This window comes from Haematospirillum sp. 15-248 (assembly GCF_012102665.1).
Classification (GTDB): Bacteria; Pseudomonadota; Alphaproteobacteria; order Rhodospirillales; family Rhodospirillaceae; genus Haematospirillum.
On sequence record NZ_JAAVTF010000003.1, the window covers coordinates 16,248 to 28,651 of the forward strand.

Annotated in this window: 11 protein-coding genes; 4 read left to right on the forward strand and 7 right to left on the reverse strand. The window is 56.7% G+C overall.

The window, feature by feature from the left end; genetic code table 11:
• The first annotated feature begins 328 nt into the window (after positions 1-328).
• Positions 329-1,819, forward strand: coding sequence for a PAS domain-containing protein (locus HEQ72_RS11695; protein ID WP_168022703.1), 1,491 nt, complete (start codon positions 329-331; stop codon positions 1,817-1,819).
• Here the strand turns inward: HEQ72_RS11695 and HEQ72_RS04630 are convergent.
• Positions 1,816-2,625 (reverse strand): alpha/beta hydrolase, encoded by an 810-nt coding sequence (locus HEQ72_RS04630; protein ID WP_168022704.1) that lies wholly within the window; start codon positions 2,623-2,625, stop codon positions 1,816-1,818. The two genes, HEQ72_RS11695 and HEQ72_RS04630, sit on opposite strands and share 4 nt — an antisense overlap.
• A gap of 29 nt (positions 2,626-2,654) precedes the next feature.
• Positions 2,655-3,632, reverse strand: a complete 978-nt coding sequence (locus HEQ72_RS04635; protein WP_168020109.1) for an ABC transporter ATP-binding protein — start codon at positions 3,630-3,632, stop codon at positions 2,655-2,657.
• A gap of 113 nt (positions 3,633-3,745) precedes the next feature.
• On the opposite strand from HEQ72_RS04635, the gene HEQ72_RS04640 reads away from it, so the two are divergent.
• Complete coding sequence (locus HEQ72_RS04640; protein WP_168020110.1) at positions 3,746-3,946, forward strand: zinc-finger domain-containing protein; 201 nt, start codon at positions 3,746-3,748, stop codon at positions 3,944-3,946.
• A 133-nt stretch (positions 3,947-4,079) separates the two neighbouring features.
• Positions 4,080-6,836 carry a DNA polymerase I gene (gene polA, locus HEQ72_RS04645; RefSeq protein WP_168022705.1) on the forward strand — a complete coding sequence of 919 codons (2,757 nt, stop codon included), beginning with the start codon at positions 4,080-4,082 and terminating at the stop codon, positions 6,834-6,836.
• 15 nt (positions 6,837-6,851) lie between these two features.
• On the opposite strand, the gene HEQ72_RS04650 is transcribed toward polA, so the two are convergent.
• The 4 genes from HEQ72_RS04650 to HEQ72_RS04665 are packed head-to-tail and all read right to left on the reverse strand — an operon-like array spanning position 6,852 to position 9,961.
• Positions 6,852-7,640 carry a lysophospholipid acyltransferase family protein gene (locus HEQ72_RS04650; RefSeq protein ID WP_168020112.1) on the reverse strand — a complete coding sequence of 263 codons (789 nt, stop codon included), beginning with the start codon at positions 7,638-7,640 and terminating at the stop codon, positions 6,852-6,854.
• Positions 7,637-8,323: a YdcF family protein gene (locus HEQ72_RS04655; protein ID WP_168020113.1), complete on the reverse strand. Its 687-nt coding sequence runs from the start codon at positions 8,321-8,323 to the stop codon at positions 7,637-7,639. Before HEQ72_RS04655 ends, HEQ72_RS04650 begins: the two co-directional genes overlap by 4 nt.
• Positions 8,324-8,366: 43 nt before the next feature.
• The gene (locus tag HEQ72_RS04660; RefSeq protein WP_168020114.1) at positions 8,367-9,266 is read right to left on the reverse strand and encodes a cell division protein FtsX; all 900 of its coding nucleotides are present in this window, start codon (positions 9,264-9,266) and stop codon (positions 8,367-8,369) included.
• Positions 9,263-9,961, reverse strand: a complete 699-nt coding sequence (locus HEQ72_RS04665) for a cell division ATP-binding protein FtsE (protein ID WP_322099216.1) — start codon at positions 9,959-9,961, stop codon at positions 9,263-9,265. The genes HEQ72_RS04660 and HEQ72_RS04665 overlap by 4 nt, the downstream gene beginning before the upstream one ends.
• Positions 9,962-10,213: 252 nt before the next feature.
• Here HEQ72_RS04665 and HEQ72_RS04670 point away from each other — a divergent pair, with 252 nt between their 5' ends.
• Positions 10,214-11,287, forward strand: coding sequence for a DUF3426 domain-containing protein (locus tag HEQ72_RS04670; protein WP_168020117.1), 1,074 nt, complete (start codon positions 10,214-10,216; stop codon positions 11,285-11,287).
• Between the two features lie 42 nt (positions 11,288-11,329).
• Here the strand turns inward: HEQ72_RS04670 and mutY are convergent, their stop codons facing one another.
• On the reverse strand, positions 11,330-12,388 hold the full coding sequence (gene mutY, locus HEQ72_RS04675) for an A/G-specific adenine glycosylase (protein WP_168020120.1): 1,059 nt from the start codon (positions 12,386-12,388) through the stop codon (positions 11,330-11,332).
• Between the last annotated feature and the right edge of the window lie 16 nt (positions 12,389-12,404).

A 12,404-nucleotide genomic window follows, 5' to 3' on the forward strand; every position in this document is an offset into this window, starting at 1 on the left:
GGCCTTGTTTGTTCAGCCTTGTTTGTGGTCGGCTTGTTCCAGCTGCCCTGGTGAACGTTTTCACTTTATATAGGGGTGATATGCAGGTGTGTGTGTATGGCATGAGAAGGATGCGTAATAAACAAATAGTATATACAATCCATATTGTATCAGCATGAGACATTCGCTGAATTCATGTGATTAAAATCATTAATAGTTATTGTAAACAGCATATTGTGATTATATGTCTATTATGTGGCAATTATGATTGGTGGTGTGGAGCCAGCCCTGATTTATCGGTAGATTCCGCCAGACAAAACACAGCCATACAAGCATGGGGGATTCTCCGGTGTCTCAGATTCCGGGTAGCAGTGCGCTTTTCTGTCTTTTAACGGTCGCCGCAACCGTTTTCTCGCTTGGGTTTGCCTTGCGTTTCCTGGATTGCCTTGTGGGGTGGTCACGTTTGGTCGTGTTTTCAGTGTATGGTGCCATGATTATTATTGTGGCTACGCTGCTGACACTAGCTGTCTCCTTGCGGGTTCCTGATTTGGCATATGGATCTGTGATCACAGGGATAGATGCTACAGATGTGGCCGGAATGGTTGTCAGCTTTTGTCTGTCCATTCTGGTTGGTCCTCTGGTGGGATTCGGTGCTGCACTGGCTGCGTTGCCGGTCGACATGCTGCGTCACGTAGCCAGTGGGGGATGTGTTTCGTATCTTGTTCTGTGCGGTCTTGGCCTTGGGCTTGGAGTGATCTACAGGCGTCGTACACCGAGCCATGTGCTGTCTGTCGGTTTTGTCGCTTCTGCCATAGTATCTGCTGTCTCTGTCGGTTCTTGCCTCATCGCTGCTCCTTCCGTTCCTGTCGATGTTGTTGTCTTTGAAATTACGGCTGTGGCACTGACGACGGGCCTTCTCCTTATGGGAACCTTGGTTTTTATGCGCCGGGAACTGGGTTCCTCTGTCTCTTCTCTACGAACTGGATCTTCTTCGGCATCCGAGTCTGCGACGCACAGGAAGGCACTGGAGAAGCGGGTTCGTGAGTATTCCAGAACCCTGGAGGAAGCGGAAAGTCGCTACAACGCACTATCAGATTTGTGCCCTGATGCGCTGCTCGTTCACGTCAGTGGTTCTATTGTTTCCGCCAATGCGGCAGCAGCCAGAATCCTGGGTTATCCAGATGCCGACAGCTTGATTGGTGTGACCTTCATGACATTAGTGCCGGATGATTTGCACGACCGTGCTTCGGCTCGCACACGACTGGCCATGGGAGGGCATCCCTTGCCTTATGTTGAAGAACGCTTGTTATGTCGTGATGGATCTATTGCGCATGTCGAGGTTGGTGGGCGTCCCGTGACATTCTGCGGAGCTCGTGCTGTCATGCTGATGATACGTGATGTTTCCCGCCGCCGGGAGGCTGAGGCAGCCTTGAAAGAAGGGAGTGATCGTTGGCGCCTTCTGTTCGAAAACATGCCCGATCCGATCGTGATCCTTGATCTCGATATTGGTCGAATCGAGGCAGTGAATGCCAGTGCGAGGATTTTCTTTGGTGACGTGTTCCAGAACAAAACCGATGCCGTCGATGTATCCTGGAGTCTTGCCTCGCTTTTGTGTGCGATCGCGTGCGAAACAGAAGAGACTCGTACATGCATTACCAAGGTTCTGCCGCGGGCCACGGGAATGGCAGGCCCGTCCAGTCTTTGCATTACGCGCTTCCCGTATAACGGGCGCCGCAAGGCGCTGATGCTGGTGCGTGACTCTGGTGTCGCGACAAAATCACTGTGGAGCCGCCAGTCGCCTTTCAAGAACGTGGTGCTGCCGGAGAGAGTTTGCTCTTAGGTTATGTTCTTGACCCAGTGTGTTACGTCGCGGAGCACATCTGCCCGACAGGTATCGCGGAACAGGAGGTGCCAGCCTTCCGGGTAGACAACGATCTTGCAGGATTGCGCCGGCATAACACACATTGCAGTCTGCACGGCTTTCAGTGGGATGACAGGATCATGCTTCCCGTGTAGCCACAGCAGCGGTGTTGTCACGGTTGGACAGACTGACCAAGCCTTGTCCATCAGAGCTGTAACGCCGTGCAGGGCGTCTATCCTGACATCTCTTATGACGAAAGGGTCATTTTTCCAGTACGCGAGGGTGTCCGGATTATCGCTCGGGCGTATCCGTGAGGTCCGTGTGTTCAGCGTTTTTTTGGGAAACAGGCGATTCATGACGAAAAGAAAGGCTCGGTATGTACGCGGCATGGATGCCTTGGACCAGACAGCGGGTGCAGAGAGGATAGCCCCGTCCACATGAATTTTTTCTGTTTGCGTCAGAAGACAGAGAGCGACAGCTCCGCCCATGCTTTCCCCGAAAAGAAACAGGGGCTTTTGGGGCCACAGTGCACGTATCTGGTTCAGAATACAGGTCGCATCCTGAACCAGTGCAGCATCTCCCGGCCAATGGCCTGCATCAGGATTTCGTCCGAATCCCCGCTGGTCATAGCTGTATAGGGCTATGACCTGTTCTGACAACCATGCACCGGCGCCGGCAAAGGCAGAGCTATGGTCATTGAAGCCATGCAGGCCCAGCACGATGCTGTCTGGCTCAGCCAAATCGGGCAGCCACGCCTGCATGGGCAGAGCCTTGCCGTCCCTCATGACAAAGGTGCCGGTGCTGTGCATGGTGTTCAGGCGCTTTGTCGTGTCTGACACCCGGTGCCAGTCAGCTGCAGGAAGATATCCTCCAGATCCGCTTCATCCGTGCTCAGGTCGCGAATGCTGTAGCCGGCCCGGTGGACGGCTTCCAGAAACTCAGGTATTTTTGCCTCGGAGGGACGGTAACGAAAGACAACAGCATTGCGTGTTGTATCAATGTCTCCTCCTACAAGGGCAATGGCATCCGGCAGGGAACTGAGGGGTTCATGGACCATGATTGTCAGTGTCTTGTTGTCCAGGCGACCAAGAAGAGCGGATGTCGTGTCACACGCAACGAGTTTACCGCGATTGATGATGGCAATCCGGTCGCATAACTCCTCGGCCTCTTCCAGGTAATGGGTTGTCAGGATGACGGTTGTTCCCCTACGGTTCATGGCCCGCACCTGTTCCCACAACTGTTGACGCAGTTCGATATCAACGCCGGCTGTTGGTTCATCAAGAACAAGAATCGGCGGACTGTGGACCATGGCCTTGGCTACCAAAAGGCGGCGGCGCATGCCCCCGGAGAGGGTCCGGGCATAGGAATGTGCTTTGTCACTGAGTCCGACCGTGGCCAGGATGTCATCCGTGCGTCTTTCTTTGGCCGGTACGCCATACAGGCCTGCCTGAACTTCCAGAAGCTCGCGCGGGCTGAAAAAGGGGTCAAGGTTCAGTTCCTGTGGCACGACCCCGATGGACAGGCGGGCCTGCCGTTCCTGCTGGTCCAGGTCGTTGTTCCAGATCCGTACCGTGCCCGAGGTCTTGCGCACCAGTCCGGCCAGAATATTGATTAATGTTGACTTACCGGCTCCGTTCGGTCCGAGAAGAGCAAAAAAAGACCCGCGCGGGATGTCCAGGGTGATGTTGTCAAGAGCAACTTTTGGTCCGGCACCGCCTCTGGCCGGGTAAACCTTGCAGACGTTGTGCAGCGAGATCGCGTTATCTGGGCAGTCCTGGTGTGAAACGGGCATTGCTGTGACTTTTCCGGTTGGCTGGGTTGCTGTGACTGTGGCATTGATCGCAGGGTTATACCGGGTATCATTTGTATCCGGGCGTGGTTCATTATACACGGAGACAGGAAACAATGTCCCATACTGCCACAGTCACTGTGACCGAGACGGTCGAGGTCGAATCCATGGAAACGTCCTGCGACGGGGGTTCGCCTGCCCAAGGTCACCCCAGGGTATATCTGCATCTGGATCCAGACAGCCATGACATTGTTTGCCCGTATTGTTCCCGCAAATTTGTCCTGAAGGCTGGTGCCTCGGCAGCCGGGGGGCATTGATACCCGCTATGGGACGGTGTCTGATTCCGGGTCCTGCATGATGTCTTTTTAATGGCATTACCTTGGTTTTGTGTGTCCGCCCTGCAGGACGATCTTGCGGGGCGTTGTGGTTTTTGAGGCGCAAGGGCGTGATATGAAGCATCTCTTTCTGGTTGATGGATCTGGTTACATCTTTCGCGCCTATCATGCCTTGCCTCCCCTGTCCCGTAGCGACGGTACCCCGACAAATGCGGTGTCCGGGTACACCAGCATGATGATGAAGCTGGTCGAGGACACGGATGCGGACTATGTGGCGGTTATCTTTGATGCCGCTCGCCGGTCTTTCCGGAACGATATTTATGCGGATTACAAGGCGCATCGTCCTCCCCCGCCCGAGGATCTGGTTCCCCAGTTCTCCCTGATTCGCGAGGCAACAGCAGCGCTTGGCGTGGCTCATGTGGAAATGGATGGATTCGAGGCCGATGACCTGATCGCAACCTACACCCTTATGGCCCGTCAGCAGGGAATGAGGGTGACGATTGTCTCCTCCGACAAGGATCTGATGCAGCTGGTCGGGGAGGGGGTCGCGCTCTACGACGCCATGAAGAACAAGACGATCGGTCCGGAGGCCGTGCTCGACAAGTTTGGCGTTGCGCCGGAGAAGGTCGTTGATGTGCAGGCTTTGGCCGGCGATGCTTCCGATAATGTGCCCGGGGTGCCGGGGATCGGGATCAAGACTGCAGCCGCCTTGATTACGGAATACGGTGATCTGGATACCCTGTTGTTGCGTGCGCCCGAGATTCGTCAGCCCAAGCGGCGGGCAAGTTTGATCGAGCATGCTGATGCTGCCCGTATTTCGCGTCAGCTGGTGACATTGCGTCAGGATGTGCCGGTACCGGTGCCACTTGAGTCTTTTGCCCGGCGTGCTCCGGACCCGGATGTTCTGGTTCCATTTCTTGAGACGATGGAATTCCGCCGGCTGCTGTCGATGGTGCGTGCCCGCACAGCCTCTGTTGTTCCGTACGGAGAAGCAGAGACCGGGGCTGCTGCAGGCAAGGCAGAAGAGTCGGTGTCCTATGAACTGGTACAGGACCTTCAGGCTCTGCAGCGGTGGGTGGACCGGGCCATGCAGATAGGCATTGTGGCCGTGGATACTGAAACCGATGGCCTGGATCCCATGCAGGCGCGTCTTGTCGGCATTTCTTTGGCGGTTGGTCCGGGGCAGGCCTGCTACATTCCCCTGCGGCATGGAATGCAGCAGCAACAGGGTGATCTTCTGGCAGGACCAGTGCCGGAAAAACCGCAGCAAGTTGCAATAGCAGATGCGGTCGCCATCCTGCAGTCTCTCTTTCTGGATCGCAGTGTTCTCAAGGTTGGGCACAACATCAAGTTTGACCTTCATGTCCTAGCCCGCGAGGGACTCGTGTTGACGCCGGTGGATGATACGATGGTGTTGTCCTATGTGCTGGATGCTGCCAGCCACGGTCATGGTATGGATGAACTGGCGGAGCGCCATCTGGGGTACCAGACCATCCGCTATGAGGATGTGTGCGGGAAGGGCAAGGCTGCGGTTACCTTTGATCAGGTTCCTCTGGACAAGGCCTTGTCCTATGCTGCCGAAGACGCCGACATCACCCTGCGCTTGCATACACTGTTTCGTGACCGGCTGACAGCGGAACGTATGGTGGCTGTTTATGAGATGCTCGACCGTCCCCTGATACCTGTCTTGTTCGCCATGGAAGAGGAGGGGATTGCCGTCAATCGTACGGCGCTCGAGTCCCTGTCATCTGACTTTGCAGGACGCATGGTGACCTTGGAGGCTGACATACAGGATCTGGCGGGTGAGGCTTTCAATGTGGCCTCTCCCAAACAGCTGGGTGATATCCTGTTTGGTCGGATGGGGCTGAAAGGCGGCAGGAAAAGTGCCCGGACTGGTGCATGGTCAACAGATGCCGAGGTACTGGAGTCTCTGGCCGCCGAAGGGCATGCGTTGCCGCAGAAGGTTCTGGACTGGCGGGCCCTTGCCAAGCTGAAAAGCACCTATACCGATGCCTTGGTGCGTCAGATCAACCCTCGTTCCGGCAGGGTCCATACGCGTTTTGCGATGACAGTCACGACCACGGGGCGGCTGTCGTCCAATGATCCAAATTTGCAGAATATTCCGATACGGACCGAGGAGGGGCGCAAAATCCGGCAAGCATTTGTGGCGCGTCCGGGCTGCGTGTTGCTGTCGGCAGACTATTCACAGATCGAACTGCGCTTGGTGGCCCATGTTGCTTCTGTTAGCGCTCTCAGGGACGCCTTCCACAACGACCAGGATATTCATGCCATGACGGCAAGCCGTGTTTTCGGGGTGCCTGTTGCGGGAATGGATCCGATGCTGCGCCGGCGGGCCAAGGCGATCAATTTCGGGATTATTTACGGCATATCGGCCTTTGGCCTTGCGCGTCAGCTTGGCATTTCCAACGGAGAGGCCAAGGCGTTCATCGATGCGTATTTTGCCATGTTCCCGGAAATTCGCGATTATATGGAGCAGACAATCGAGCAGGCGCGCCGGCAGGGATTTGTAAGAACCTTGTCCGGCCGCAAGTGCTTTACACCGGATATCCAGAGCAAAAACCCGGCCCAGCGTGCCTTTGCCGAACGGGCTGCTGTGAATGCCCCGATACAGGGCAGTGCGGCCGATATCCTGAAGAAGGCGATGATTGCACTGCCATTGGCTCTGGAGGAGAAAGGGCTGCGGGCACAGTTACTGTTGCAGGTTCATGACGAGCTGGTTTTCGATGTGCCCCGGGATCAGGTCGATGAGACCCGTTCTGTCGTGCGATCGGTCATGGAGCGTGCGGCTGTATTGTCGGTTCCGCTGATCGTGGATACGGGCGTTGCGGATACATGGGCTGGCGCGCACTAGAGGACGTCACCTTGTTCATGAAGCCTGAAGGTGTGTCGGGTCTGTTGAGCTGTCTGCCCCCGCTGTACTTTCCATCGGCAGGGGCAGGCCGCACAGTGTACGGGATGTGTTGTTGATTGCGTCCTCGATCGTCCTGTTGAAGGTTTCGCGGTCCAGTCCCGGCGGAACAGGTGGCAGGTAGCGGACCACAATCTCTCCCGGATAGCGCATGAATGAACTGCGGGCCCAGAACATGCCGGTATTGAGAGCAACCGGAACAACGGGAACAGACTTGCCAAAGCGTGAATACAAGGCAGCTGCTCCCGGCTGGAATGGCATGTATTCGGTTGTCTGGGTGCGTGTTCCTTCGGGGAACAGGATGATCTGGGATTCGCGCCCAAGGGCCTCTTCTACACCCCGCAGCATGACCTTCATGGCCGTTGCCCCGGCCTTGCGGTCGACGGCGATCATCCCGGATTTCCGCATATGCCAGCCAACAATCGGAACAGATAGCAGTTCTTTCTTCAGAACATAAACAGGCTTTCCCAGAACCATCGGGAAATACAGTGTTTCCCATGTTGACTGGTGCTTGCTCATGATAATGCAGGGCCCTTGGGGCAGGTGCTCCCGTCCTTCCTCACGCCAGCGAATACCGCACAGGAAGCGTGCGCCGAAAACCAGGCCATAGGCCCACCACCGTGCTGCCAGCATTGACCGTCGCCCGGGTACAAGCAAAAGAGGCATCAGCACAACGCCGATTGCGACTGTCCACACGACATAAAAAATATTGAAGACAAGCGAACGCAGAACAACAAGCAGGATCACTGTGGATGGGCTCCGTCTTTTTGAAACATATGTAGCTTTGCAACCGGTATCCCCGTGACCGGTTTTGGTATTCCCGGTGCATCGGGAAGGGACAAGCGGAGCCGTGCCAACAGATACTTTGTATACTCTGTGGCAAAAAGAGCTGCTGTTCCAGGGTATTGCCACCAGTTATCCTGCTTTACAAGCCCGGGAAATACAGGATGTGGAATAATGGTGGCTTCTGGCATGGCAGCCTGGAATTCCAGAAGACTGCGCCGCATGTGGTAGCTGCCGGTTACCAGACGCATGGAGCTCAAGCCGTGACTCCGTAACCATATGGCGGTTTCCCAAGCGTTCCCAACTGTATCAGCAGCAATGTGCCCCAGTTCTATGTGACTCCGCAGGGCTTCCGGTTTCAGGGTTCCGGAGTCGCGCAGAAGCTCTCCCGGTGTGGTGCCTGGCCCGGCCCCGGAAATGAACAGCACGGACCCCATGCCTTGTTCCAGAAGTCGGAAGCCGGTCTGCATCCGCTCGCTGCCACCGGTCAGTACTACGATTGCGTCGGTTCGGGTGCTGCTGTCTTCCACTTGGTCCGGCATGGTGGCTGTGAACCAGACAAGCCCCGGAAGCCATAGAGCCAAAAAAGCCAGCCCCGTTATGGTCAGGCTTGCACAAAGGCGGAGAAGAAACCGGGTCAGAACCATGGGCGTTGTTCCTGTTGGTGGCGACAGGAGGTGAGCAGGGCGTTCAGAGCATGTGTGCCAGCTGCCGACGTACGGTGATCCGTGTCGTCAGGACAGCAAGCCCGGCGGCCAGGAATGGCAGGCTGCATAATGCGACAACATGCAAGGCATCAACAGATGTTTCCGGTATCAGGCCGCCGTCGATGTCGGCCAGGATGGAGCGTACACCCCACAGGGCAGGCCATGCCAGTACAAGCCCCAGAAGGCTGCCCGCCACGGCATGTATGCAGGTCCGGCGGGCGAACTGCCCTGCAATATAGCTGTCTGTTGCTCCCACCAGATGCATCACTTCGATCTGTGGACGATGAACGGCCAGCGACGCCCGGGTTGCGTGGACAACAGTGGCCGTTGTTGCACCCACAACAAGGGAGAGCATAATCCAGGCCAGAAGGCGCAGGATAACCGAAGCCTTGATCAGCCGTGACAGCCATACCCGGTGATCATCGATTGTTGTTCCGGGGGCTATGGCCTGCAGGTGCTTTTCCAGCACGGCAAGGTCACTGCCACTTCCTCCATCCAACGATACATCAATCAAATGTGGAAGCGGGAGTTCGTGGGCCAAGTTCCCGGCACCAAGCCATGGCTCCAGAAGCGTTGCGACGTGTTCTGCTGGAATAGGCTCTGCACGTTGTACGCCCGGCAGTGTTTCAAGGCTCCGCGCAATGTGGTCGATACGTTTATGCGTTGCACTGCCCGGCCCTGTATCCCCCGCCATGGCAGGGATTTGTATGGTCAGGGTGCCGGTCATCGTGCTCTCCCACCGTGTGGACAGACTGCTGAGGGTCAGAGCACCCGTTAACGCCATGGCAGCCAGAAATGTCATGATAGCGACCAGCCAAGGCAGAAAGTGACCTGCGGGGTCTGTTGCAACAGGCAGATCGGTACGGAACCATCCAGCTATCATGATACAGATTCTCCCCCGGGTATGAACGCGGTGGCAGGGCTTTCTGAAATACTGACGTGGCCATCCTGAAGCATAAGGCAAGGTGCGGGGAAACGCCGTAAAAGCTCTTCGTTGTGGGTCGCCATGACAATGGTGGTGCCAAGCCGGTTTAGTTCCATGAACAAATGCATCAGCCGGGTTGCTGTTTCTGCGTCAACATTGCCTGTCGCTTCATCAGCCACCAGGATGTCGGGTCTGTTGATGACGGCCCGTGCAATGGCAACCCGTTGTTTTTGCCCGCCAGAAAGAATTGCCGGCTTGGTGTGCATGTATTTTTCCAGACCAACCCACTCCAGAAGTTCAGGAACATGCCGTTGTATGCTGGCTTCCGATACGCCGGCAACTCTCAGGGGGAGGGCCACGTTATCAAGAGTTGATAGGTGGTCCATAAGCCTGAACTCCTGGAATACAACGCCGATCCGTCGCCGCAGGGCAGGAAGATCTTTTCGACTGATGGCACCAACGTCGATATCAAACAGGGACAGCCGCCCGCGCGAGGGGCGCCTTGCCAAGTATAACAGGCTGAGAAGCGAGGTTTTTCCAGCCCCCGAAGGCCCGCACAGGAAATGGAAGGAGCCGGGGGGGAGATTGAAGCTGATATCCTGCAGGACTTCTGGCCCGTTGCCATAGCGCAGGCCAACGCACTCGAGGCGGATGGCCGAGCCACCGCGCTCACCTGCAACGTTTACGGTTTTTTTGTCCTGACCTCTGGGTAGGTATGTCACGCAGACCCTGTCCTTTGTTCCATGCGGGCCGGAGCGCAGATTGGCACAGGCTGTCGTCTGCGTCCACAGGGAGCGGAGAGTCAAATCGGCAGCCATGTTTTTCTGTTCGATACCGCTATGCTTGTTTCAGGGCAGACCCCGTTCTATAAGAGACAAGATACACCGGGGCTGACAGATACGTTCATGGATATTACCTGTCCCAATTGCGCGACTCTTTTCTCCGTGCCCGAAGGGGCGATCGGTCCGAACGGGCGCAGGCTGAAATGCTCGCAGTGCGGCCATTTGTGGCGGCAGATGCCGCCCTCTGCGGCGCCTGTCCAGGCGCCTGCAGAATCTGCGCCTGTTGTCGAGCCGCCGGCTCCGCTCCCTCCTGATCCTTTGCCCCCGGAACCCTTGCCACCGGTGTCCGATCTTCCAATGGAGGCCGAGCCGCCGCCATCCCCTGATGACGATGCCGAGGTTGATATTGATCCGGTTGCCTCTGATATCATCGGTGATATCGGCGAGGATCCGGATTTTGATCCCATGGGGCCTGTTGACGCCGCCAGCGCCCATGATGCGGAAGATGATGACGCCTTGGCTCGTCTCGATCCACTGGAAGCGGACGATTCTGACTCGCCGCGTCATGGTGACGATGCGCTTGAGGAATTTTCTGGTCTTGTCAGTCGCGATGACGATGCCATTCCCGATTTTCCGGACTTCCCCGACGGCGATGATATTGCGTCACCCTTTGTGCGCAAGAAGACAAGTGGTGGCGGGTGGATCCGGACTCTGTTCTCCTCGATCCTGTTCCTAGTCATTGTTGTTGGGGTTATGGCTGGTGCGGCCTGGTTCTGGCGTGTGCCGATTGTAAAGACCTATGAGGATGCCGAGGCCCTGTTCCGGATGGTTGGTATAGAGATTGATATCCCCGGTCTTGGTCTTACCTTCCGCGAGGTGACCGGGGAACGTGTCCTGCATGGCGGGGTTGATAACTTGGTTGTGCGTGGTTTTGTGGCCAATACCTCCTCTAGTTCCCGTCTTGTTCCTTTTATTCGCCTTGTGCTCTTTGACGGGACCGGTCGTGTTGTCCAGGAGCTGGCCGCGCAGGCCCCGGTTACCGAACTGGCAGCCGGTGATACAACGGGTTTCCGTGTTCAGCTCCAGAATCCATCGGCTGCGGCGCGACGTTTTGAGGTTGAGTGGGCGCGTGGCCGCATGCCCTCCTCTTCATCCGGTGCGGGGGATACCGCTCCTGCCGGCGCGTCTGTCCCCTGATTGCCCTGTCCTTGTGACCGGGGTTGGAGGTGCGTTGTCTGTTCAGCCTGTGTCCTGTTTCTGCATGTGCCGGATCACTTTCCGCATGACACTGGGTAGCGCTTCCTGATCAAAGTGTTCCGGCTTGACCCAGCGTCCGGCGATGTTTCCTGTCTGTGCGACTGTTCCGGTAATAACCTCTAGCTCCAGGTCAAAATGAGAGAACGTGTGGTGCACCGTTCCCGCAATTGTGTGCCATGTCTCTCCCTGTATCGGGGCGTGGGATGTTGCATTTTCCAGTGTCCATGGAGTTTCCTGCCATGGAGTGGACGGAATTTCGGTCATGCCGCCCAGAAGCCCTTTTGGTGGGCGTTGCCTCAGCAGGACAGCGCCTTTGGGCTCGGTGATCCAGAACACGGTTCCGTAGCGGCCGGGCCGCTTTGCCTTGGCCGTTTTGTACGGTAGTTCTGCTGCTATGCCCTGGTGGTACCCCTTGCACAGACTGACCCACGGGCATATCTGACAATTCGGGCTGCGTGGGGAGCACAGCGTGGCTCCCAGGTCCATAACAGCCTGTGCATAATCACCACAGCGCTGCTGTGGAGTAAGGGCATCTGCAAGGGTGCGCAGGTGTTTCTTTGCCCCGGGGAGAGGGTCTGTTACCGCGTGCAGTCGGGCCATGACACGTTCGACGTTGCCATCCACAACCACGGCCCGCTGTCCGAAAGCGATGGACGCAATGGCCGCAGCCGTATAGGCCCCGATTCCGGGGAGCATGAGCAAGGCTTGCTCTGTACCGGGAAAATGGCCGCCATGATCCCTGACAATGATGCGTGCGCAGGACAGCAGGTTACGCGCCCGTGCGTAGTACCCAAGGCCCGCCCATGCAGCCATGACGTCCGCATCATCAGCTGCGGCAAGGGCTTCAACCGTTGGCCACCGCGAGAGGAAGGTCAGATAATAAGGCCGGACGGCTGCCACAGTTGTTTGCTGCAACATGATTTCGGACAGCCAGACATGATAGGGATCGGCGTACATGCCCGGTGGACTGCGCCATGGGAGGTGTCGGTGATTGCGATCATACCAGGCAAGCAGAATGGTATCCGGTGATGCAGATGTCATGGTCGGTCATTGTTCG